Annotated in this window: 21 protein-coding genes; 18 read left to right on the forward strand and 3 right to left on the reverse strand. The window is 70.8% G+C overall.

What is annotated here, in order from left to right; all coding sequences use genetic code 11:
- Genes AB9M23_RS15140 through AB9M23_RS15165 form a run of 6 tightly spaced genes read left to right on the forward strand, consistent with a single transcriptional unit; the run spans position 1 to position 4,501 of the window.
- Positions 1–945, forward strand: a complete 945-nt coding sequence (locus AB9M23_RS15140) for a flagellar motor switch protein FliM (protein ID WP_372425389.1) — start codon at positions 1–3, stop codon at positions 943–945.
- The gene (locus tag AB9M23_RS15145) at positions 926–1,390 is read left to right on the forward strand and encodes a hypothetical protein (protein WP_372425390.1); all 465 of its coding nucleotides are present in this window, start codon (positions 926–928) and stop codon (positions 1,388–1,390) included. The genes AB9M23_RS15140 and AB9M23_RS15145 overlap by 20 nt, the downstream gene beginning before the upstream one ends.
- A 46-nt stretch (positions 1,391–1,436) precedes the next feature.
- Entirely contained in the window at positions 1,437–1,862 is a 426-nt protein-coding gene (fliN, locus tag AB9M23_RS15150; RefSeq protein ID WP_372425391.1) for a flagellar motor switch protein FliN, read from the forward strand.
- 14 nt (positions 1,863–1,876) lie between these two features.
- The gene (locus AB9M23_RS15155; RefSeq protein ID WP_372425392.1) at positions 1,877–2,914 is read left to right on the forward strand and encodes a flagellar motor switch protein FliG; all 1,038 of its coding nucleotides are present in this window, start codon (positions 1,877–1,879) and stop codon (positions 2,912–2,914) included.
- Between the two features lie 27 nt (positions 2,915–2,941).
- Positions 2,942–4,018: a flagellar biosynthesis protein FlhB gene (gene flhB, locus AB9M23_RS15160; protein ID WP_372425393.1), complete on the forward strand. Its 1,077-nt coding sequence runs from the start codon at positions 2,942–2,944 to the stop codon at positions 4,016–4,018.
- 15 nt (positions 4,019–4,033) lie between these two features.
- Positions 4,034–4,501, forward strand: coding sequence for a BspJ family T4SS effector nucleomodulin (locus tag AB9M23_RS15165; RefSeq protein ID WP_372425394.1), 468 nt, complete (start codon positions 4,034–4,036; stop codon positions 4,499–4,501).
- A 25-nt stretch (positions 4,502–4,526) separates the two neighbouring features.
- On the opposite strand, the gene AB9M23_RS15170 is transcribed toward AB9M23_RS15165, so the two are convergent.
- Positions 4,527–5,579 (reverse strand): threonine aldolase family protein, encoded by a 1,053-nt coding sequence (locus AB9M23_RS15170; protein WP_372425395.1) that lies wholly within the window; start codon positions 5,577–5,579, stop codon positions 4,527–4,529.
- 569 nt (positions 5,580–6,148) lie between these two features.
- Between AB9M23_RS15170 and gltB the strand changes: the two genes are divergently transcribed.
- From gltB to AB9M23_RS15215, 9 genes are all read left to right on the forward strand, one after another.
- Positions 6,149–10,846, forward strand: a complete 4,698-nt coding sequence (gltB, locus tag AB9M23_RS15175; protein ID WP_372425396.1) for a glutamate synthase large subunit — start codon at positions 6,149–6,151, stop codon at positions 10,844–10,846.
- 5 nt (positions 10,847–10,851) lie between these two features.
- The gene (locus tag AB9M23_RS15180; RefSeq protein WP_372425397.1) at positions 10,852–11,067 is read left to right on the forward strand and encodes a hypothetical protein; all 216 of its coding nucleotides are present in this window, start codon (positions 10,852–10,854) and stop codon (positions 11,065–11,067) included.
- A 3-nt stretch (positions 11,068–11,070) separates the two neighbouring features.
- Positions 11,071–11,391 (forward strand): BrnT family toxin, encoded by a 321-nt coding sequence (locus AB9M23_RS15185; RefSeq protein ID WP_372425398.1) that lies wholly within the window; start codon positions 11,071–11,073, stop codon positions 11,389–11,391.
- Entirely contained in the window at positions 11,303–11,605 is a 303-nt protein-coding gene (locus tag AB9M23_RS15190) for a BrnA antitoxin family protein (RefSeq protein WP_372425399.1), read from the forward strand. Before AB9M23_RS15185 ends, AB9M23_RS15190 begins: the two co-directional genes overlap by 89 nt.
- Positions 11,606–11,619: 14 nt before the next feature.
- Positions 11,620–11,817 (forward strand): hypothetical protein, encoded by a 198-nt coding sequence (locus tag AB9M23_RS15195; protein ID WP_372425400.1) that lies wholly within the window; start codon positions 11,620–11,622, stop codon positions 11,815–11,817.
- A gap of 56 nt (positions 11,818–11,873) precedes the next feature.
- Positions 11,874–13,301, forward strand: coding sequence for a glutamate synthase subunit beta (locus AB9M23_RS15200; protein ID WP_372425401.1), 1,428 nt, complete (start codon positions 11,874–11,876; stop codon positions 13,299–13,301).
- A 135-nt stretch (positions 13,302–13,436) separates the two neighbouring features.
- Entirely contained in the window at positions 13,437–14,105 is a 669-nt protein-coding gene (locus AB9M23_RS15205; protein WP_372425402.1) for a DUF1007 family protein, read from the forward strand.
- Positions 14,106–14,118: 13 nt separating this feature from the next.
- Positions 14,119–15,147, forward strand: a complete 1,029-nt coding sequence (locus AB9M23_RS15210; RefSeq protein WP_372425403.1) for a nickel/cobalt transporter — start codon at positions 14,119–14,121, stop codon at positions 15,145–15,147.
- A 156-nt stretch (positions 15,148–15,303) separates the two neighbouring features.
- A complete protein-coding gene (locus AB9M23_RS15215) occupies positions 15,304–16,011 on the forward strand; it encodes a hypothetical protein (RefSeq protein ID WP_372425404.1) in 708 nt (235 codons plus the stop codon).
- A gap of 355 nt (positions 16,012–16,366) precedes the next feature.
- Here AB9M23_RS15215 and AB9M23_RS15220 read toward each other — a convergent pair whose 3' ends face one another.
- On the reverse strand, positions 16,367–17,968 hold the full coding sequence (locus tag AB9M23_RS15220) for a gamma-glutamyltransferase family protein (RefSeq protein WP_372425405.1): 1,602 nt from the start codon (positions 17,966–17,968) through the stop codon (positions 16,367–16,369).
- 203 nt (positions 17,969–18,171) lie between these two features.
- On the opposite strand from AB9M23_RS15220, the gene AB9M23_RS15225 reads away from it, so the two are divergent.
- From AB9M23_RS15225 to amtB, 3 genes are all read left to right on the forward strand, one after another.
- The gene (locus AB9M23_RS15225) at positions 18,172–19,617 is read left to right on the forward strand and encodes an NAD-dependent succinate-semialdehyde dehydrogenase (RefSeq protein WP_372425406.1); all 1,446 of its coding nucleotides are present in this window, start codon (positions 18,172–18,174) and stop codon (positions 19,615–19,617) included.
- 369 nt (positions 19,618–19,986) lie between these two features.
- The gene (locus AB9M23_RS15230) at positions 19,987–20,325 is read left to right on the forward strand and encodes a P-II family nitrogen regulator (RefSeq protein ID WP_372425407.1); all 339 of its coding nucleotides are present in this window, start codon (positions 19,987–19,989) and stop codon (positions 20,323–20,325) included.
- Positions 20,326–20,372: 47 nt separating this feature from the next.
- Entirely contained in the window at positions 20,373–21,719 is a 1,347-nt protein-coding gene (gene amtB, locus AB9M23_RS15235; protein WP_372425408.1) for an ammonium transporter AmtB, read from the forward strand.
- Positions 21,720–21,811: 92 nt separating this feature from the next.
- Here the strand turns inward: amtB and AB9M23_RS15240 are convergent, their stop codons facing one another.
- Complete coding sequence (locus AB9M23_RS15240; RefSeq protein ID WP_372425409.1) at positions 21,812–23,413, reverse strand: peptide chain release factor 3; 1,602 nt, start codon at positions 23,411–23,413, stop codon at positions 21,812–21,814.
- Between the last annotated feature and the right edge of the window lie 119 nt (positions 23,414–23,532).

A 23,532-nucleotide genomic window follows, 5' to 3' on the forward strand; every position in this document is an offset into this window, starting at 1 on the left:
ATGAACGTCGAGAGCTTCCAGACCGCGGCCGCCGCCGGCGGCGTGTCCGACCGCCTGCTCGACGCCGCCGGCATCACCATCGACCGGCTGCCGATGCTGCACGTGATCTTCGATCGCGTGGCCACCTACTGCGCGGACGGGCTTCGCCACATGTCGGCCTCGCCCTCCTACTTCTCGGTGTCGAACATCGAGAGCGGGCGCATCGGCGACATCCTGGAGGACTACGAGTCGAACGCGGTGGCGGCGATGTACCACGCGGTCGACTGGGACACGCGCATCCTCGTGGGCTTCGACCGGGACTTCGTGTTCACGATGATCGAGGTCCTGTTCGGCTCGGACGGCTCGGAGCCGCCGGTGGACGACGAGCGCGGCTTCTCCAATATCGAGATGAAGGTCGCCCAGGCGCTGTTCGAGGAGGCCGGCAAGGCCGTCCAGGCGGCCTTCGCGCCGATCTCGCGCACGCAGCTCAAGCTCGAGCGCACCGAGACGCGCATGGACTTCGCCATCATCGGGCGGCGCAACAACCTCGCGGTCGTGGCGAAGCTGCTGATCCAGGCGCTCGGCCGCGGCGGCGAGATGTTCGTCATCATCCCCCAGTCCGCGCTCTCGCCCATGCGCCAGAGCCTCGCCCACGTCGTCTCCGGCGACGTGGCGACCGCCGATCCGCGCTGGTCGAAGCAGATGCAGTCCGAGGTCTCGCGCACCTCGGTCTCGCTCGAGGCCGTGCTCGAGGAGCGCACCGTCGACCTCGGCGAGGTCGCGTCCTTCGAGGTCGGGCAGGTCATCGAGCTGCAGGCGACGCCGCGCACGAAGGTGCGGCTCGACTGCAACGGCCAGGCGCTGTTCCGCTGCCGGCTCGGCCAGTCGCAGGGCGCCTACGTGCTCGAGGTCGAGGACGTGATCGACGAGGACCAGGAGTTCATCGATGACCTCGCTTCCGATTGAGACGCTCACCCTGCTCGATCTCGTGCTCGTCGCGGCTCTGCTCGCGACCGTCGCCTACGCGATCGGCCTGCGCCGCGAGTTCCGGCGCTTCCGCGGCTACAACGCCGACTACGCCGCGATCCTCGCCCAGACCGGGCGGGCGGTGGAGGGCGTCGAGCGCGCCGTGGAGAGCGTGCAGACCGAGGGCGCGTCCGTCCTCGCGGCGCTCGGCGAGCGCATCGAGGAGGCCCGCGGCGTGATGGAGCGGCTCGAGGCGGCGCGTGACGCCGCGCCGACGGCCGCCCGCGCGCCGGCGGCGGCTCCCGCGACCTCGAGCGAGCCGATCCGCCTCGCCGGCGAGGAGCCCGCCGAGACGCCCCCTCCCTACCGGCCGCGCCCGGACCAGAGGCCCAAGCCCTTCGCCTGGCCGACCGTCGTCGTGAAGCGCCTGCCCGACGGCGCCTGAGCCGCCGGCGCCGAAAGACCACCCGTTTTCGCGAGAGAGACCCGCCATGCCCGTGAAGAAGACCACCGCCAAGCCCGCCGACCTCGCCGCCGACTTCGGCGCCGACGCCTCCGAGACGGAGGCCCACGAGACGATCGATCTGGGCAAGGACGCGTCCGGCAGGACCCGCACCGGCGAGACCGCCGCCGACACGATCGGCCTGGGCCGCGCCCACGGCAATCTCGACGCCATCATGCGCATCCCCGTCTCGCTCCAGGTCGTGCTCGGCTCGGCGACGATGCCCGTCGCCAACCTGATGAAGCTCGGCCGCGGCGCGGTCGTGCCCCTCGACCACCGCGTGGGCGAGCCCGTCGACGTCGTCGTCAACGGCCGCGTCGTCGCCCGCGGCGAGGTGGTCGTGGTGGAGGACGACAATTCCCGCTTCGGCGTCTCGCTCACCGAGATCGTCGGCACGCCGACGCCGGGCGCCTGAGGGGGAGGACGACGATGGCGATGCCCGCGACGATGACCGGCGACCTCCCCGGCCCGCGCGTCCTGCAGGGTCCCGAGAAGGTCGCGGCGCTGCTGCTCGCGCTCGGCAAGGACGTGGCGGGGCGCCTCCTCGCCCGCTTCGACCCCGAGGAGCTCAAGAAGATCTCCCGCGCCGCGGCCGATCTCGGGCCGATCTCCGCGCCCGAACTCGAGAGCCTCGTGGAGGAGTTCGCCTCCGACATCACCAACGGCACGAGCCTCTACGGCACGGCCCAGGAGGTGGAGCGGCTGCTCACCGGCGTGCTGCCGCCCGACCAGGTCTCCGAGATCATGTCGGACGTGCTCGGCAACGCCAACCGCTCGATCTGGGAGCGGATCTCGGGCGTGTCCGAATCGATCCTCGCCGCCTACCTGCTGAAGGAGCATCCCCAGACGGCGGCGATGATCCTCTCCAAGGTCAAGCCGAGCTGCGCGGCCAAGGTCATGGGTCTCCTGCCGCACGACATGCGCAACTCCCTCATGCGCCGGATGCTGTCGTTCAAGCCCGTCGTCGAGGACACGATGCGCATCGTCGAGAAGACGTTGCACGAGGACTTCATGCTCAACTTCGCGCGCAACATGGGCACCGACACCCACGCGCGCATGGCCGACATCATCAACAAGATGGAGCGCGAGCAGATGGAGGACGTCCTCACCTCGCTCGCGGACACCCGGCCGAAGACGGCGGAGGTGCTCAAGGGCCTGCTCTTCACCTTCGAGGACGTCATCAAGCTCACGCCGCGCGCGCGCATGGCGATCCTCGACCAGATCGCGACGGACCGGATCGTCACCGCGCTCAAGGGCACGGACGCCTCGTTCCGGGACGCGATCCTCTCCTCGCTCGGCTCGCGGGCGCGGCGCATGGTCGAGCACGAACTCGTCTCGGGCGAGCCCGTGCCGCAGCGTGACGTCATCGAGGCGAGGCGCGCCATCACCGATCTCGCTCTGGAGATGGCCGGGCGCGGCGAGATCGAGCTCAACGCCGACCAGGAGGACCGCGCCTTCTACTCGTGACGGCACGGCGCGCGGGCGGAGGGGGCGATGGCGGACGACGAGGACAAGAGCTCCAAGACCGAGGAGCCCAGCGAGAAGAAGATCCGGGACGCGCTCGAGAAGGGCAACGTCCCGGTCTCCAAGGAGGCATCGACCTTCGCCGCGGTGCTCGCGGCGCTCGCGCTGGGCCACTTCGTCGTCGCCGAGGACGCGCGGGAGCTGGTGGAGCTCCTCGCGCGCATGATCGACGATCCGGGAGGGCTCGCGCTCCATGACGGGACCGACGCCACGCAGCTCATGCACGTCGTCGCGCTCGGCGGGGGGGCCTTCCTCATGCCGATCGTCGCGGTGCTGTTCGTCTTCGGCCTGTCGGCGAGCGTGCTGCAGAACGCGCCGCGCTTCGCCAAGGACCGCATCCAGCCCAAGCTCTCGCGGCTGTCGCCCGCCCAGGGATTCAAGCGCATCTTCGGCGCCCAGGGTTGGATGGAGCTCGCCAAGGCCCTCTTCAAGTTCCTCGTCGTCGCCGCCGTCCTCGCGCTGCTCGCGCGTACCGACGCCTGGCGCGTGGTGAGCGCCATGTACGCCGACCCGACCCAGATCCCCGAGATCATCCTCTCGCTGACGATCCGCCTGCTCGCCGCCGTGTGCGTGGCGATCGTGCTCCTCGTCGTCGCCGACATCGCCTTCTCGCGCTTCAAGTGGCGCAAGGACCTGCGCATGTCCAAGCGCGAGCTCAAGGACGAGCACAAGCAGGCGGAGGGCGACCCGCTGGTGAAGGCGCGCATGCGCTCGCTCGCCCGCGACCGCGCCCGCCGACGGATGATCGCCGACGTCCCGCGCGCCACCATCGTGATCGCCAACCCGACCCACTTCGCCATCGCGCTGCGCTACGTGCGCGAGGAGGGCGGTGCGCCCGTGGTCGTGGCCAAGGGGCAGGACCTCGTGGCGCTCAAGATCCGCGAGATCGCCGAGAGCCGCGGCATTCCCGTGATCGAGGACAAGCCCCTGGCAAGGTCCATGTACGACGCTGTGGAGGTGGACCGGCCGATCCCGGCCGAGTTCTACCGCGTCGTTGCGGAACTCCTGTACTTCTTCTACTATCGCAACAGCGAGAGAGCGAGTTGAGAAAGCGTTGACTCCATGAGTGGCAAGCGGCCGAGGTTGAAGGAGCGCGAGAAGATCCTCGCCGACGCCGTCCAGGGCGTCGCGGCCGAGCTGCGCCTCGTGGACCTCGCCGTGCTCGCCCGCTACGTCCATGCCGAGCAGCACGGCAACATCGACGACCTCGTCGCCTCCTCCACCGAGCTGTTCTTCAAGCCGGGCACCCTGCGCTACGGGCTGCGCGCCGACGTCGACCTGCGCTGGGGCGGCATGCCCGCGGTCTCGCTCGACCTGGAGTTCGCGCACCAGGACGTGACGGTGTTCTTCAACCTCGTGCTGGGCTCGCTCAACGCCGGCATCGACATCCAGGCCGTCACCTTCGAGGGCCCGCCGCGCTCCCCGCAGGAGAACACGCGCCGGCTCGCGGACGCGCTCGCGGACGCGCGCATCGCCCCCTGGCCCGCGGGCGCCGCGAACCAGAACGAGGGCGACGGAGACCGCGCCTGAGGGCGCGGTCGCGCGCGCGCCGCCGTCACCCCCGCGCGACCGAGAGAAACGCCTCGATCTCCTGCTCGGTCGTCGCGAAGGACGTGACGAGCCGCACCAGCATCTCGTGGGGCGCAACCCGTTCGCCGGCCGAGAGCGAGCGCGCGGACCAAGGGTGGAACATGGCGCCCGCCGCCCGCAGCCGCGTCACGGTCTCGCGCGGCAGGACGGGGAAGACCTCGTTCGCCTCGCACGGAAAGCCGAGCCGCGCGCCCGGCAGTGCGACGACGCCCTGCGCGAGCCGCGCGGCCATGGCGTTGGCGTGGCGGGCGTTCGAGAGCCAGTGGTCGTGCGCGAGGTAGCCCTGGAGCTGCGCCCCCAGGAGCCGACCCTTCGACAGCGTGTGGCCGGAGCGCTTGCGCAGGAAGCGCATCGCCTCGGCGCGGGCGGGGTCGAAGAACACCACCGCCTCCGCCGCGAGGCAGCCGTTCTTGGTGGCGCCGAAGGAGAGCACGTCGACGCCGAGCTTCCAGGTCGTCTGCGCCGGCGTGAGGCCGCTGGCCACGAGCGCGTTGGCGAAGCGCGCGCCGTCCATGTGGACGGACAGCCCCGCCTCCCGGGCGATGTCGCACAGCGCGCCGATCTCGGAGGCGTCGTAGACGAGCCCGCCCTCGGTCGCCTGGGAGATCGACAGCGCGCGCGCCGGCATCTCCTTCTCGTGGCCGGAGCGGGCGGCGAGCCAGTCGGAGAGCGTGCGCGGCGCGATCTTGCCGCCCACGCCCGGAACGCCCGCCAGCTTGGCGCCGCCGGTGAAGAACTCCGGCGCGCCGCACTCGTCGTCGATGACGTGCGCCTCCGCGTGGCAGATCGTCAGCCCGTAGGGCGGCACCAGGGCGGAGAGGGCGAGCGCGTTGGCCGCCGTGCCCGTCGCCACCAGGAAGACGGCGCAGTCGCGCTCGAAGATCTCGCAGAGCATCGTCTCGACCGCCCGGGTCGCGTCGTCGCCCCCGTAGGCGGGCTGGGCGCCCGCGTTGGCCGAGACGAGCGCCTCCAGGACGGGGCGGCTCGCGCCGACGATGTTGTCGCTGGCGAAGTTCATGGATCGGGTCTCCTGTCGCGCGCACGGGAACAGGCTCGGCGCGCGCGCGTCAAGCGCGCGGCTGCGCACGTCCGGCGGCATGCATGGGCCCGCGTCCGCAAACTTGCCCAGGGTCGGCATCGTCCGATGCATTGTTGCGCGCGCTGTCGTCGCAGGGCAACGATCGTTCTCGAACGCCTCCAAAATGCACTTGTGCGGCGGGGCGAAATCTGGCAACGTCCGGCACAACTAGGACAGCAAGGCTGTCCCATCCCGACGGCGCGCCGTCGGCCGGTCTCGAAGGCATTACTTTCTCGAAGGCGAGAACGACGATGAACGCCCGCGCCCCGCGCGACCGAGATCAGAAACCCGACGCCCGCGCGACGACGCGGGCGACGCGGGCGCGCCGCGGCTGAACCTCAGCCGCCGGTCGCCCGCCTGAGGTGCGGGCGCCCCCTCCCCCGGCTTCCGCGCCTCCACGTGACGAGCGGCCCGCCCGGCAGGTACGATCCGGGCGGCAGGGTTCCGCCGTATGGCGGGTGACGGCGACGGGGCGCTGCGGCGGCCCCGGTCCGAGCGAGGATCGAACGATGACGAACATCACGATGAGCTTCGGCAGCGGCAAGACGCACCAGGTTGCGAATTGGCTGCGCGCCGTCCGCGACCCGGGCCTTCCCGCGGCACGGGGCCTCTACGATCCCCGTCACGAGAAGGACTCCTGCGGCGTCGGCTTCGTCGCGGACATGAAGAACCGCCGCACGCACGCGATCGTCGAGATGGGCCTCGACATCCTGCGCAACCTCGACCATCGCGGGGCGGTGGGCGCCGACCCGAAGATGGGCGACGGCTGCGGCATGCTGACCCAGATCCCGCACCGCTTCTTCGCCGGCGAGTGCGCCAAGCTCGGCATCTGGCTCCCCGAGCCGGGCGCGTACGGCGTGGGCATGCTGTTCATGCCGCGCGACCCGGAGGGCTACGAGATCGTCCGCGAGATCGTCGAGCGCGCCATCCACGACGAAGGCCTGGCGCTGCTGGGCTGGCGCGAGGTGCCGGTCGACCCCACCGACCTGTCCGAGACGGTGAAGCAGACCGAGCCGCTGCACCGGCAGGTCTTCGTCGGCAAGACCAAGGAGGAGGACGAGGCCGCCTTCGAGCGCCGGCTCTTCCTCGCGCGCAAGGTGATCTCGAACGCCGTCTACCGGCTGGAGGACCCGCGCTGCGCCGGCTACTACCCGGTCAGCATGTCCTCGCGCACCATCGTCTACAAGGGCATGGTGCTCGTCACGCAGCTGGGCGCCTACTTCAGGGACCTCGTCGACCCGCGTTTCGAGAGCGCGCTCGCCCTGGTGCACCAGCGCTTCGCGACGAACACCTTCCCGACCTGGCAGCTCGCGCACCCGTATCGCATGGTCGCCCACAACGGCGAGATCAACACGCTGCGCGGCAACGTCAACTGGATGGCGGCGCGCCAGGCGAGCGTCGATTCGGAGCTGTTCGGCAACGACATCTCCAAGCTCTGGCCCATCTCCTACGAGGGCCAGTCCGACACCGCCTGCTTCGACAACGCGCTCGAGTTCCTGGTGCAGGGCGGCTACTCGCTCGCCCACGCCATGATGATGCTCATTCCCGAGGCCTGGGCGGGCAACCCGCTCATGGACGAGGACCGGCGCGTCTTCTACGAGTACCACGCCGCCCTGATGGAGCCGTGGGACGGCCCGGCGGCGATCGCCTTCACCGACGGCCGCCAGATCGGCGCGACGCTCGACCGCAACGGTCTTCGCCCCGCGCGCTATCTCGTCACCGAGGACGACCTCGTCGTGCTCGCCTCCGAGATGGGCGTCCTGCCGATCCCCGAGGAGAAGATCGTCGAGAAGTGGCGCCTGCAGCCCGGGCGCATGCTGCTCATCGACCTCGAGCAGGGCCGCATCGTCGCCGACGAGGAGATCAAGAAGCAGCTCGCCGCGGCCAACCCCTATCGGGAGTGGTTGAAGCACACCCAGATCGTGCTCGAGGACCTCAACCCCGTCCAGCCGCGCCAGTCGCGCACGGACGTGTCGCTGCTCGACCGGCAGCAGGCCTTCGGCTACACCCAGGAGGACCTCAAGATCCTCATGCAGCCCATGGCCGTCACCGGCCAGGAGGCGGTGGGCTCGATGGGGGCGGACACGCCGATCTCCGCGCTCTCCGACAAGGCGAAGCTGCTCTACACCTACTTCAAGCAGAACTTCGCCCAGGTGACGAACCCGCCGATCGACCCGATCCGCGAGGAGCTCGTGATGAGCCTCGTGTCGTTCATCGGGCCGCGGCCGAACATCCTCGACCTCGAGGGCACCGCGCGGCGCAAGCGCCTCGAGGTGCGCCAGCCGATCCTGACCAACCAGGACCTCGAGAAGATCCGCTGCATCGGCCATTTCGAGGACCGCTTCGACACCAAGACGCTCGACATCACCTACCCCGCCGAGCAGGGCGCGCACGGCATGGAGGGCGCGCTCGAGCGCCTGTGCGACCGCGCGGAGGCCGCCGTGCGCGGCGGCTACAACATCATCATCCTGTCCGATCGGCAGCTGGGCCCCGATCGCATCCCGATTCCGGCGCTGCTCGCCACGGCCGCCGTGCACAGCTACCTGATCCGCAAGGGGCTGCGCACGTCGGTCGGCCTCGTCGTCGAGACCGGCGAGGCGCGCGAGGTGCACCATTTCGCCTGCCTCGCCGGCTACGGCGCGGAGGCGATCAACCCCTACCTCGCCTTCGACACGCTGGCCTCGATGATGGACGAGATGCCGGCGGAGGTGGATTCCACCGAGGTGGTGCAGCGCTACATCAAGGCGATCGACAAGGGCCTGCTCAAGGTCATGTCCAAGATGGGCATCTCGACCTACCAGTCCTATTGCGGCGCGCAGATCTTCGACGCCGTGGGCCTCTCCTCGGAGTTCGTGGCGACCTACTTCTTCGGCACGGCCACCACGATCGAGGGCGTCGGCTTGCCCGAGGTGGCGCAGGAGGCGGTCTCGCGTCATGCGGACGCCTTCGGCGACAGCCCGATCTACCGCGACAGCCTCGACGTCGGCGGCGAATACGCCTTCCGCCTGCGGGGCGAGACGCACGCCTGGAACCCGGACACCGTCGCCACCCTCCAGCACGCCGTGCGCCTGAAGGCGGACGACCGCTACCGTGACTACGCGCGGCTCGTGAACGAGCAGGAGAACGCCTTCAAGACGGTGCGCGGCCTGCTGCGCATCAGGCAGGCGGAGGAGACCGGGCGCCGGCGCGTGCCGCTCGAGGAGGTCGAGCCGGCGGTGGAGATCGTCAAGCGGTTCTCGACGGGCGCCATGTCCTACGGCTCGATCTCGAAGGAGGCGCACGAGACGCTGGCCATGGCCATGAACGAGATCGGCGGCAAGTCGAACACCGGCGAGGGCGGCGAGGAGCCGGAGCGGTACCGGCCGCTGCCGGACGGGCGCTCGAAGCGCTCCGCCATCAAGCAGGTGGCGTCCGGTCGCTTCGGCGTGACGACGGAGTATCTCGTCAACGCGGACATGATGCAGATCAAGGTGGCGCAGGGCGCCAAGCCCGGCGAGGGCGGGCAGTTGCCCGGCCACAAGGTCGACGCCAAGATCGCCAGGGTCCGCCATTCGACGCCGGGCGTCGGCCTGATCTCGCCGCCGCCGCACCACGACATCTACTCGATCGAGGACCTGGCGCAGCTGATCTTCGACCTCAAGAACGTCAACCCGGCGGCGGACGTCTCCGTGAAGCTCGTCTCCGAGGTCGGCGTCGGCACGGTCGCGGCGGGCGTGGCCAAGGCGCGGGCCGACCACATCACGATCTCGGGCTTCGAGGGCGGCACGGGGGCCTCCCCGCTCACCTCGATCAAGCACGCCGGCTCGCCCTGGGAGATGGGGCTCGCCGAGACGCACCAGACGCTGGTGATGAACCGGCTGCGCGGGCGCGTGGCGCTCCAGGTCGACGGCGGCCTGCGCACGGGGCGCGACGTGGTGATCGGCGCGCTGCTCGGGGCCGACGAGTTCGGCTTCTCGACGGCGCCGCTGATCGCGGCGGGCTGCATCATGATGCGCAAGTGCCACCTCAACACCTGCCCCGTCGGCGTGGCGACGCAGGACCCGGTGCTGCGCAAGCGCTTCAAGGGCCTGCCCGAGCACGTGGTGAACTACTTCTTCTTCGTCGCGGAGGAGGTGCGCGAGCTGCTCGCCGAGATGGGCTACCGCTCGCTCGCGGAGATCGTCGGCCAGGCGGACCTCCTGACGAAGCGCGAGGGCGTGAACCACTGGAAGGCGCGCGGGATCGACTTCTCCCGCATGCTGACCAAGCCCGACGTGGGCGAGGGCGTCGCCATCCGCCACGTCGAGCGCCAGGTCCACCCGATCGCCGACGTGCTCGACCGCCGGCTGATCGCCGAGGCCGAGCCCGGGCTCGCCCGCGGCGAGGCGGTGACCATCGAGGCCCGCGTCAAGAACGTCGACCGCACGGTGGGCGCCATGCTCTCGGGCGAGGTCGCCAGGCGCCACGGGCACGAGGGCCTGCCCGACGACACGATCACCGTGAAGCTGAAGGGCACCGCCGGCCAGAGCTTCGGCGCCTGGGTCGCCTGCGGCGTCACCCTCGAGCTCGAGGGCGAGGCCAACGACTACGTCGGCAAGGGGCTCTCGGGCGGCAAGCTGATCATCAAGCCCGCGGCCGAGACCAAGGCCGTCCCCGAGCGCTCGATGATCGTCGGCAACACGGTGCTCTACGGCGCGATCTCCGGGGAGTGCTACTTCCGCGGCGTCGCCGGCGAGCGCTTCGCCGTGCGCAACTCCGGCGCGATCGCGGTGGTCGAGGGCGTCGGCGACCACGGCTGCGAGTACATGACCGGCGGCGTCGTGGTGGTGATCGGCCAGACCGGGCGCAACTTCGCGGCCGGCATGTCCGGCGGCATCGCCTACGTGCTCGACGAGGCCGGCGACTTCGGCAAGCGCTGCAACCTGTCCATGGTCGACCTCGAGCCCGTCGAGGAGGAGGAGGACCTGATGCGCCGCCTCCACCATCACGGCGGCGACCTCGAGACCAAGGGCCGCATCGACGTGATGGCGAACATGTCGGGCAAGGACGAGGAGCGCCTGATGCAGCTCATCGCCAACCACCTCCAGTACACGGGCTCCGCCCGGGCGAAGGCCATCCTCGACGACTGGGCGACGTACCGGACGAGGTTCGTGAAGGTGATGCCGGTGGAATACCGGCGGGCGCTGCGGGAGATGGAGCGGGCGCGGATGCCGGCCGCGGCGGAGTGAGGGTGATGGCGATGTCCGATCCGGAAGAGCCGATCGACGACGACGACAATCCGGAGTGGACGGAGGAGGACTTCGCCAAGGCGCTTCCGTACGACCAGCTTCCGGAGGAGATCAAGCGGGTCTTCGGCCGAGCGCCGGAAAGGCGACCGGTTGCGGTGAGGGCGCTCGAACACGAGAATGACGCCGAGGGCTTGACGCCGAATAAGCGTGGATACAAATAATCCATGCGGATCGACTACGACCCGGCGAAGCGGCTGCGTACCTTGGCCGAGCGGGGGTTGGACTTCGACGACGCGCTCGCCGTGTTCTCCGGCAGAAGCCTCAGCTTCGAGGATGACCGCCAGGACTACGGCGAGACGCGCATCGTCACGATCGGCTTTCTGGGCGGTCGAATGATGGTGGTCGTTTGGACACCGCGGGAAGATGTCAGGCACGTCATCTCGATGAGGAAGGCCAATGGGCGGGAACAAGCACGTTATCAAGAGCGACTTGGCGCGGATCGACCGACACGAGATCACGGCGGAGGAATACGCGGAGATTCCTGAGCTCGACGACGAGTTCTTCGAGCGAGCCGACCTCTACGAGGGCGATCGCTTGATCAAGCGCGGACGGCCCAAATCGGAGGCTCCCAAGGTGCCGATCAACATTCGGCTGTCCCCGGACGTGGTGGAGCGCTTCAAGGCCTCGGGTCCGGGCTGGCAGACGCGGATCGACGCGGCGCTCAAGGTCTTCATCGAGGAACACCCGGAACGGGTCTGACGAGGTGGATGTCGATGGACGAGCGCAAGCGACCCGACGGCACGCACGCGGATGGAATTGCAAAACCTGGCGAGCCCTGGCGCGATCCCGACGACAGCCCGGAATGGACGGACGCGATGTTCGAGCGCGCCGACATCTACGAAGGCGATCAGCTGATCCGCCGTGGACGCCGGGCGAACGACGACGACGAGACGCATCCCCAACGGGTGTGAGGAAACGAAGAGCGTGGCCGGGGGCGCCGATCGCGCGGGGACGAGGACGAGAGACGATGGGTAAGGTCACGGGCTTTCTCGAGTACGATCGCGCCGAGCAGAAGTACGAGCTCGCCGGCGATCGCGTGCGCCACTTCAAGGAGTTCACGTTGCCCCTCGACGAGGGCGACCTGAAGAAGCAGGCGGCGCGCTGCATGGATTGCGGCATCCCGTTCTGCCACGGGCCGAACGGCTGCCCGGTGCACAACCAGATCCCGGACTGGAACGACCTCGTCTACCAGGGCGACTGGGAAGCGGCCGCGCGCGACCTGCACTCCACCAACAACTTCCCGGAATTCACGGGCCGCATCTGCCCCGCGCCCTGCGAGGAGGCCTGCACGCTCAACCTCGAGAACCAGCCGGTCGCCATCAAGACGATCGAGCAGGCGATCGCCGACAAGGCCTGGGACATGGGCTGGGTGAAGCCCGAGCCGCCCAAGCACCTCACCGGCAAGCGCGTGGCGATCATCGGCTCGGGGCCGGCCGGCCTCGCCGCCGCCCAGCAGCTCGCCCGCGTCGGCCACGAGGTGCATGTCTTCGAGCGCCAGGCGAAGCCCGGCGGGCTGCTGCGCTACGGCATCCCCGACTTCAAGATGGAGAAGTACCACATCGAGCGGCGCGTGAAGCAGATGGAGGCCGAGGGCGTCGTCTTCCACTGCAACGTCGAGATCGGGAAGACGCGGTCCTTCACCTCGCTGCACAACGAGTTCGACGCCGTGCTGCTGGCGGCGGGCGCCGAGAACCCGCGCGACCCGCAGCTGCCGGGGCAGGACCTCGACGGCGTGCACTACGCCATGCCCTTCCTCACCCAGTCGAACCAGCGGGTGAACGACGAGGGGATCCCGGAGGAGGTCGAGCAGGTCACCGCCGCCGGCAAGCACGTCGTCGTCATCGGCGGCGGCGACACGGCGTCGGACTGCATCGGCACCTCCTTCCGGCAGGGCGCGCTCGCGGTCACGCAGCTCGACATCCGCCCCAAGCCGCCGATGATCGAGGACAAGCTCACCGTCTGGCCCTACTGGCCCACGAAGTTCCGCACCTCCTCCTCCCAGGCGGAGGGCGCCGAGCGCGAGTTCCAGGCGGCGACGCTCGCGATCGAGGGCAAGAAGGGCAAGGTCACGGGCGTGCGCTGCGCCCGCGTCGACGAGAAGCGCCAGCCGATCCCCGGCACCGAATTCGTCATCAAGGCGGATCTCGTCTTCATCGCCATCGGCTTCGCCGGACCCGTGACGGAGGGGCTCCTCGCCGAGACCCAGGTGGCGCTCGACCGGCGCGGCAACGTCATGGCCGACGACCTGGACTACCGCACCTCGAGCGACAAGCTCTTCGTCGCCGGCGACATGCGCCGTGGCCAGTCGCTCGTGGTCTGGGCGATCCGCGAGGGGCGCCAGGCGGCCCGCGCCATGGACACGTTCCTGATGGGGTCCTCGACGCTTCCGCGCTGAGCGCGGGCGGTCTCGCCCGGCTTTCGCCACCTTCCCGGTGCACGGCAGGACGCGGACGGGCGGGGCCCGTCTTCAGCCTTCGTTAACCATGGGGGCGCAGCCTCCCATCCTGCGCCCCGAGGACGAAACCCGCCGATGACGCTCCGCAGGAGACAGGCCCGAGCCTCCGCAGCCCTCGCCGGGCTCGCCGCCGGCTGGGCGCTCGGAGCGTCGCCGGCCGCGGCGCATCCCCACATCTGGGTGGAGACGAGGACCGAGATCGTCTTCGACGACGCCGGCCGCGTCACGGCGATCGCACACGCCTGGACCTTCGACGAGGCGAACTCCGCGAGCATGGTCTTCGGCCTCGACGCGAACGGGGACGGCCGCTACGCGCGCGACGAGCTCGCCGAGATGGCGGAGCTCAACGCCACCAGCCTCGGCGACTTCGGCTACTTCACCTATCTCGTGGCGGACGGGGACGACCAGGCCTTCGCCGCGCCGAAGGACTACTTCCTCACGCACGACGGGACGGCCCTGACGCTGCACTTCACGCTGCCCCTCGAGAGCCCGACCCGGGCGGACACCGCCCTCGTGCTCGAGGTCTACGACCCCGAATTCTACATCTCCTTCCGCATGGCCGACGGGGACGATGCCGTGGCGCTCGCCGGGAGCCCCGAGGGCTGCGCGATCGACGTCTCCCGCGCCGCCGAGGTGCGGCTCGACCAGTTCGTCAATCTCAGCGAGGCGTTCTTCGAGGCGATCACGGCGACGGAATCGCTGGGGGTCGACATCGTCAACCGCGCCCTCGTCGCCTGCCCCTGAGAACGTGCCGCCGATGCCCGCGCCCTCCCCCGCCGCATCGCTCCCGCTCGCTGCCGCCGTGCCGCGCCCCTGGCTGCGGATCGCGCTCGCGATCGGCGCGGTCGTCCTCGTCGCCGGAGCCTGCGCGCTGCTGATCTGGGCCTTCCTGCCCCCCGCCCCGCCGCCGCGCCCCTCGCCGTTCGGCGTCGGCGTTCCCGAGGCGCCGCCGCGGACCGGGGCGCTCGCACGGTTGCTCGCGGTCTTCCAGAGCACGTTCTACGACGGGCTGCGCGGGGCGGTGAGCGCGCTGACGGAGAGCGGCGCCGCCTTCCCGGCGCTGGTCGGGCTGGGCTTCGCCTACGGCGTCTTCCACGCCGCCGGCCCGGGCCACGGCAAGGCGGTGATCGCCGCCTACCTCGTCGCCGACGGGCGCGCCGCCTGGAAGGGCTTCTCGCTCTCGCTGGCGGCGGCGCTGCTGCAGGCGCTCGTGGCGATCGCCCTCGTGCTGACCGCCGGCCTCCTCCTCGCCGCCACCGCGCGGGAGATGGACACGGCCACCCGGCTGATCGAGACGGCGAGCTTCGCCGCGGTGGCGCTGATGGGCGCCCTCGTCGTCTGGCGCAAGGCCGGCACGCTCGCCGGGCTCCTCGCCGCCGCCCGGGGCGGGGCGGTCGCGCCCGGCTGCGGCGACGGCTGCGCGCACCTGCCGGACCCGCAGACGCTCTCGCGGATGCGCGGCCTGCGCGAGCAGGCCGGCGTCGTCCTCGCGGCGGGCCTGCGGCCCTGCGCGGGGGCGATCGTGGTGCTCGTCTTCGCGCTGTCGCAGGGGATCGTCTGGGCCGGCGTCGCCGCGACGCTGGCGATGGCGCTGGGCACCGCGCTGACCACGGGTCTCATCGCCACCCTCGCGGTCCTCGCAAAGCGCCTCGCGCTCGGCCTCGCCGGCGGGCGCGGCTTGGGCGGGACGCTGGCGATCGGCGGGCTCGAGCTCCTCGCGGGCGCCTTCGTGCTCGTGCTCGGCCTTGCGCTGCTCGTCGGCGTGTCGCGGATCGGCGCGTTCTGACGCGCGCAGGCGCGCGAGTCCCCGGGCCAATCCCCACCCGGCGAGCGCGCCGAGCGCGCCGAGCGCGAGCGAATGCCCCGCCGAGAGCCGCGCCGGCCCCGCGCGCCGCCGCCAGGGCTTCCACGAGTCCTCCGCCGAGGCCGGATCGCCCAGGTGATGCGCCGCCGTGAGCGCGCCGAGCGGACCGGCGCGTCGCGGCCGCAGCCGCCGCAGGCGACGCTCCCCATCGAGCGCCTCGATCGCCGCCCCGAGCCCGCCCCTCGCCCGGCGCGCGGAGGCGACCTCCTCCGCGTCGCACCCGACGAAGTGCCCGACGAACCGATCGACCGCGCCGTCGATCGCCGCCCGCGTCGCGTCCCCGGCGGGGCCCGGCTCGGCCTCGACGGCGAGGTCGAGCTCGGTGTCGAAACCGAGCGAGCGGTTGTTCAGGTTGGCCGAGCCGATCCGCAGGAGCCGGTCGTCGGCGAGCGTCAGGCGGATGCGCGGATCGAGCCAGAGCGGCGCCCGCTGCGGGAAGAGGTCGCGCGTGACCGCGATCGGCAGCACCATGTCCCAGACGTGCAGGCGCACGTCGAGCCGCGGGTTGCGGGCGACGGCGGCGTTCAGCACGTCCCCGATCGCGTCCGGCTCCCCCGGTGTCGCGCCCCGCGGATCGAGCCGGGTGCGCGGGTCGAAGGCCCAGCCGAGCAGCAGGATCTGATGCTCGGCTTCCAGGATCGCGCGCTTGGCCAGCGCGAAGTAGCGCGCATTGTCGAGGACGATCGCCACCCGGCGCGCCCGCGGCGTGCGCCAGGCGGTGTCGCCGGCGCGCAGGAGGGGAACGGGAGCCGGGAGGGGCGAGGCGGGTGCGATCATCCGCTGTAGGACGCGCCGGACGTGCGGACGGTTCCCGGTACGCTTCCACCCGCCGATATCGTCCTCGCGCCTCTCGCCGCGAGAGCCGATCGACGCGCACCGGGCGGCTGGAACGGAGCCGCGCCGTTGCCGAAAGGCGATCGGGAACTCCCCTCTTCCTCGTTGAGAGGGGTGGGGGGTGTGGGGCCTCCAGGACATTGCTCGGTATCGATGCCGGCGGGCGTCGTCGGAGCGCTGCAACGGCCCGGGACCAGTCCTGCACGCCCCACACCCCCGGCCCCTCTCCACGAGGGAGAGGGGAGAGCTTCGGCGCTCCGCATTCGCCTCCGCCCGCCGCCGGCGCGCGAGGAACAGTGCGCTCCTCTCACCAGCCCAGCGCGCAGCCGTCCTTGCGCGGGTCCGAGGCGCCGACGAGGACGCCGCGGGCGCGGTCGATCCACACCGCCTGCGCCCCGCCGATGGGCGCGCCCGCGGCCTCGGGCGCGGCGCCGCGCGCGGCGAGCCAGGCAAAGGTCTCGGCGTCGAAGCCGGTCTCGACCTCCGTGCGGCCGCCGTAGCCGAACAGGCGCGGCGCGTCGATGGCGGCCTGCAGGTCGAGCCCCTCCTCGAACAAGCGGATCATCAGGTGGGCGTGGCCCGCCGCCTGGTACTGCCCGCCCATGACGCCGAAGGGCATCAGCGGCGCGCCGTTCGCCTCGACGAGACCGGGAATGATCGTGTGCATCGTGTGCTTGCCCGGCGCGAGCGCGTTCGCGTGGCCCGCATCGAGCGAGAAGCTCGCCCCGCGACAATGCAGCAGCACGCCGCTCCTCGGCGCGTAGAGCGTCGAGCCGAAGGGGTGGAACAGCGAGTTGATGAAGGACACGACGAGCCCGTCGGGATCGACGACCGACAGGCAGATCGTGTCGGTCTCCCACGGTATCGGGCCGAGGTCGCGCCCCGCACGCTCGGGTCCGGCGCCCGGCCCGGGATCGGCGGCGGCGCGCCGCACGAAGGCGACGGCCGCCTCGCCGAGGAACCCCTCGAGCGAGACCGGCATCGCGGCGGGATCGGTGATCGCGCCGTCGCGCAGGCGGTAGGCCGCGCGCGTCGCCTCCGCGTAGAGCCGCAGCCGCTCGGGCCCCCGTGCCGCGCGCCAGACGTCCCAGCCCTCGAGCGCCTTCAGGACGAGGAGCGCGGTGGCGCCCTGCCCGTTGGGCGGCGTCTCGACCACGTCGATCCCGGCGAAGCGGCTTCGGATCGGCTCGACCCAGCGTGGCTCGAAGCCGGCGAGATCCTCGTGCACGTGCGTGCCGCCGAGTGCGCGCAGCGTGCCGATCACGTCGTCGGCGACGGCGCCCTCGTAGAACCCGGCACGGCCCTCGCGCCCAATGGCGCGCAGCGTCGCGGCGAGCGCGGGCTGGCGGTGGACGTCGCCGGCGGCGAGGGGCCGCCCGTCCCGCAGGAAGGCCGCCGCGCTCTCCGGCCGGCGCGCGAGCCGCGCCGCATGCGCCGCCCAGTCGTAGGCGACGCGCGGCGCGATCGCGTAGCCGGCCTCCGCGACGCGGGCGGCGGGCTCCATCAGCTCGGCGAGCGGCAGGCGGCCGTGGGCGGCGTGGAGCGCGACCCAGGCGGCGACCGCGCCGGGCACGTTGACCGCGTGCGGGCTGTCGTCGGGGATCGCCGCGAGCCCGGCGTCCGCCACCGCCGCGCGGTCGACGCCCTTCGGCGCGGGACCGGAGCCCATCAAGGCGCGGGTCGGCGCGCCGGGCGGGGCGACGAGGGCGAAGCAGTCGCCGCCGATCCCGGTCATGTGCGGCTCGACCACGCAGAGCATGGCGGACGCCGCGAGCGCCGCGTCCGCCGCGGAGCCGCCACGCTTCATCGTCTCGACGCCGACGAGCGAGGCGAGCGGGTGGGAGGTCGCGATCATCGCGTTGGTGCCGAAGACGGCGGAGCGGCCGGGGGCCTGGAAATCGCGGAGCATCGCCGGTCCTCCTCGAGGGATGAAGCCTCTTCGTTGTGGGGCCGAACCGCGCGTCTGGCAAGCGCACGCCGCGCGCGGGCGATCGCGCACGAACGCACGGCGGCTGTGCTCGGCGCGGCTCCGCCGGACCCTCGCGCCCCCGCGCCCCGTTTGCTAGGAGGGAGGCGAGACGCAATCCCGAACGAGCCCGAGGACGAGAACCCATGCCCGACGTCGCCTATCCGAAGCTCGCCCTGCAGATCGCCGGCGCCTGGCGCCCCGCCATGGACGGGGCGACGCTCCCCGTGATCGACCCGGCGACCGGCGAGACGATCGGCGCGCTGCCGAAGGCCGGCACCGCCGATCTCGACGAGGCGCTCGCCGCCGCCGACGCCGGCTTCGCGGCCTGGCGCAAGGTCGGCGCCTTCGATCGCTACAAGATCCTGCGCAAGGCGGCAGACCTCCTGCGCGAGCGCGCCGAGACCATCGCCACCATCATGACGATGGAGCAGGGCAAGCCGCTGGCAGAGGCGCGCGTCGAGACGCTCGGCGCGGCCGACACCTGCGACTGGCTCGCCGAGGAGGGCCGGCGCGCCTACGGGCGGGTGATCCCGCCGCGCTCCGGCGACGTGCTCCAGCTCGTCATGAAGGAGCCCGTCGGGCCGGTCGCCGCCTTCACGCCCTGGAACTTCCCGATCAACCAGGCCATGCGCAAGGTCGCCGCGGGCCTGTCGGTCGGCTGCTCGGTGATCCTCAAGGGTCCCGAGGACACGCCGGCCTCGTGCATGGAGATGGTGCGCTGCTTCCTCGACGCGGGCGTGCCCGGCGAGGCGCTGCAGCTCGTCTTCGGCGTCCCGTCCGAGATCTCGGAATACCTCATTCCCTCGCCGGTGATCCGCAAGATTTCCTTCACGGGCTCGACGGCGGTGGGCAAGCACCTCGCCGCGCTCGCCGGGCAGCACATGAAGCGCGCGACGATGGAACTCGGCGGCCACGCCCCCGCGATCGTGTTCGAGGACGCCGACGTGAACAAGGCGCTCTCGGTGCTCTCCGCCAACAAGTACCGCAACGCCGGCCAGGTCTGCATCGCGCCGACCCGCTTCCTCGTGCACGAGACGGTCTACGACCGCTTCGTGGACGGCTTCGTCGACATCTCCAGGAACCTGACCGTCGGCAACGGCCTCGACCCGCAGACCAAGATGGGTCCCCTCGCCCACGCCCGGCGCATCGAGGCGATGGAGACGCTCGTCGCCGACGCGGTCGAGAAGGGCGCGACGCTGCGCACCGGCGGCAAGCGCATCGGCAACCAGGGCTTCTTCTTCGAGCCGACCGTGTTCACCGACGTGCCGCGCGACGCGCGCATCATGAACGAGGAGCCCTTCGGGCCGGTCGCCTCGATCAATCGCTTCAGGGATCGCGACGAGGCGATCGCGGAGGCGAACCGCCTGCCCTACGGGCTCGCCGCCTACGCCTACACCAGCTCCGCGCAGACCGCCTCGGCGCTGGCGGCGGGGATCGAGAGCGGCATGGTCTCGATCAACCACCACGGCGTGGCGCTGCCGGAGACGCCCTTCGGCGGCATGAAGGATTCCGGCTACGGCTCGGAAGGCGGCGTCGAGGCGCTCGACGCCTACCTGACGACGAAGTTCGTGACCCAGCAGGGTCTCTGATCGGGTCTGCGATCGGGCTTTCGACCGGATATCCGGTCGCCCTCCGCCCGGGACGCCGCCGCGTGCCCCGGGCCCTCCGACGATGCCGCCGAACCTGACCTCCGGCTGCTCTTTCTGCCCATTTTTCGAGCAGCCATAGCTGCCTTCGTTTTCATCAAGCCCGCCGCCCGCCGACCCGCCCGGGCCGCCCCTGCCCCCGCCCTTCGAAAAGTTCCGCCGCAACGCGAGGATTCGGATTTTCCCGGACACCGCGGCGGACTTGGCACGCCCCTTGATTAACGAGACGCGACCACCCGGGGCCGCCGTGCCCCGTGGTTCGCGCAACCGGCCGGCGGGGAACGTCCCGTCGGGATCCAAGGGGGCTTGCCCATGAAGATCGTGATGGCCGTCATCAAGCCGTTCAAGCTCGAGGAGGTGCGCGACGCGCTCACCGCTCTGGGCGTGCACGGCCTTACCGTGACCGAGGTGAAGGGTTACGGCCGGCAGAAGGGACACACCGAGATCTACCGCGGCGCCGAGTACGCCGTGAGCTTCCTGCCCAAGATCAAGATCGAGGTGGCGGTCCCCGCCGACCTCGTCGCCTCGGCGATCGAGGCGATCGCCAACGCCGCCCGGACCGGCCAGATCGGCGACGGCAAGATCTTCGTCGTGCCGCTGGAGAAGGCGGTGCGGATCCGCACCGGCGAGACCGACGGCGACGCGCTCTGAGCGCGCGCCCCGCGCTCGTTTCCCATTCGATCGGAGGAGTTTTCCGAATGATACCTTCCATCCTGACCAAGGCGGCCGCCTCGACGCTCGCGCTCGTCGTGCTCGCCACGGCCGCCGTCGCGCAGGACGCCGCACCCGAAGCCGCCGAGGCGGTCGAGTACGCGGTCGCCGGCGACACGGCCTTCGTCTTCAACACGCTGCTGTTCCTGATCGGCGGCTTCCTCGTGATGTGGATGGCCGCGGGCTTCGCGATGCTCGAGGCCGGCATGGTGCGTTCGAAGAACGTCTCCATGCAGTGCCTCAAGAACATCGGCCTGTACTCCATTGCCGGCCTGATGTTCTGGGTGGTCGGCTACAACCTGATGTACGACGGCGTCGACGGCGGCTTCTTCGGCTCGTTCACGCCCAAGTCGATCCCGGCTCCCGACGCCGAGGTCGCGGGCGACGGCTACGCCGCGGCGTCCGACTGGTTCTTCCAGATGGTGTTCTGCGCGACGACCGCCTCGATCGTGTCCGGCACCATCGCCGAGCGCACCAAGATGTGGCCGTTCTTCATCTTCGTGGCCGTGCTCACGGGCATCATCTACCCGATCACCGGCTCCTGGCAGTGGGGCGCGGGCTGGCTCTACGAGATGGGCTTCTCCGACTTCGCCGGCTCGACGCTGGTGCACTCGGTCGGCGGCTGGGCCGCGCTCGCGGGCGCGCTCATCATCGGCGCACGCACGGACAAGTACACGGCCGACGGCAAGGTGATGCCGCTGCCGGGCTCCTCGATGCCGCTCGCCACGCTCGGCACGTTCATCCTCTGGCTCGGCTGGTTCGGCTTCAACGGCGCCTCCCAGCTCGCCCTGGGCACGATCTCCGACGCCTCGGCGGTGGCCAAGATCTTCATGAACACCAACCTCGCCGCCGCGGCGGGCGTGGTGGCCGCGATGATCCTCTGCCAGATCGTCTACAAGAAGGTCGACCTCACCATCGCGCTCAACGGCGCGCTCGCGGGCCTCGTCTCGATCACCGCCGGCCCGCTCGATCCGTCGGTGCCCCTGGCGATCCTGATCGGTGCCGTCGGCGGCGCGATCGTGGTCTTCGCGGTGCCGCTGCTCGACAAGCTGAAGATCGACGACGTGGTGGGCGCCATCCCGGTCCACCTCCTCGCCGGCATCTGGGGCACGATGGTGGTGCCGCTGTCCACCGAGGGTACGAGCTTCGTCACGCAGCTCATCGGCGTGGTCTCGATCGGCGCCTTCGCCTTCGTCGCCTCGGGAATCGTCTGGTACGTGCTCAAGATGGCCACCGGCCTGCGCGTGTCGAAGGAGGAGGAGATGGCGGGCCTCGACAAGCTCGAGGTCGGCGTCGAAGCCTACCCCGAGTTCGCGGGCGCCGGTCGCGCCTGATCCGAACCCGGTCCGAGCCTTCTGCTCGAACGACGAACGCCGCGCCCCTCGGGGTGCGGCGTTCCGCATTTCGGAGCCGGGGAGCGCGCGGCTCAGGCGGCCTTCTTCTGGTAGTCCTTGATGTCGGTGAAGCGGATCTGCGGCCAGCGCTCCTCGTCGTAGCGCAGCGAGAAGGCCGAGGGCGCGAGGAAGACCGGCGCCCCGTCGAGATCGTCCGCCATGGCCGAGCGGTTGGCGGTCATGAACTCGTCGAGCTTCCTCTCGTCGTCCGACGCGATCCAGCGGCACACCGAGAAGCGGGTCTGCTCGTAGTCGATCGGCAGGGAGTATTCCGCCTGGAGCCGCTCCTTGAGCACGTCGAGCTGCAGTGCACCGACGACGCCGACGATGGCGCCGGAGCCGTCGTGCGGCACGAAGAGCTGGACGACGCCCTCCTCGCCGAGCTGCTGGAGCGCCTCCTTGAGCTTCTTCGCCTTCATGGCGTCGAACAGCTTCACGCGGCGCATGATCTCCGGGGCGAAGGACGGCACGCCGCGGAAGACGAGATCCTCGCCCTCGGTGAGCGTATCCCCGATCCTGAGCGTTCCGTGGTTGGGGATGCCGACCACGTCCCCCGCATAGGCCTCGTCCGCCACCGCGCGATCCTGCGCGAAGAAGAACTGCGGCGCCGACAGCGTGATCGGCTTGCCGGTGCGCACGAGCTTCGCCTTCATGCCGCGCTGGAGCCTGCCCGAGCACACCCGCATGAAGGCGATGCGGTCGCGGTGGTTCGGGTCCATGTTCGCCTGGATCTTGAAGACGAAGCCGGTCATCCTCGGCTCGCTCGCCTCGACCGCGCGCCCGTCCGCCTCCTGCGCGCGGGGCGGGGGCGCGACGCGGCCGAGGGAGTCGATCAGGTCGCGCACGCCGTAGTTCCGCAGCGCGGAGCCGAAGAAAACCGGCGTCAGGTGCCCCTCGCGGAAGGCCTGCAGATCGAAGCGCTTGAGGCCCTCGCGGGCGAGCTCCACCTCTTCGCGGAAGACCGCGCGCTCGGCCGCATCGGGCAGGAGCGCGTCGAAGAGCGAATCGTCGGGGCCGGTGACCGGGGTCGGCGTCACCTCGTCGTCGAGGCGGCGAACGGTATTCGCCACGAGGTCGTAGGTGCCCGCGAAGGCGCGTCCGCGCCCGATCGGCCAGGTCACTGGCGCGATGTCGAGCGCGAGCGTCTTCTCGATCTCGTCGAGGAGGTCGAAGGGGTCGCGCGTCTCGCGGTCCATCTTGTTGACGAAGGTGACGATCGGGATGTCGCGCAGCCGGCAGACCTCGAACAGCTTGCGCGTGCGCGCCTCGATGCCCTTGGCGGCGTCGATCACCATCACGGCGGAGTCGACCGCGGTCAGCGTGCGGTAGGTGTCCTCCGAGAAGTCCTCGTGGCCCGGCGTGTCGAGCAGGTTGAAGACGTGCCCGCCGTACTCGAACGTCATCACCGAGGTGACGACGGAGATCCCGCGGCTCTTCTCGATCGCCATCCAGTCCGAGCGGGTGGAGACGCGGTTGCGCTTGGCCTTCACCTCGCCGGCGAGCTGGATCGCGCCGCCGAACAGGAGGAGCTTTTCCGTCAGCGTCGTCTTGCCCGCATCCGGGTGCGAGATGATGGCGAAGGTGCGACGCGCCGAGGCGGGATCGGCGGCGGCGGGGCGTGCGGCATCGGTCATCGGTGGAGCGATCGGGCTCGTGGGGAACGTGGCGTCTCAGATGGGGCAGATCGCGGCGAAACGCAAATCAGGTCACGCCGTCAGCGACAGCGGTCGAAACACCATATGTCGACTGAACT

It is taken from the genome of Salinarimonas chemoclinalis, from assembly GCF_041514305.1.
In the GTDB taxonomy this organism is placed as follows: Bacteria; Pseudomonadota; Alphaproteobacteria; order Rhizobiales; family Beijerinckiaceae; genus Salinarimonas; species Salinarimonas chemoclinalis.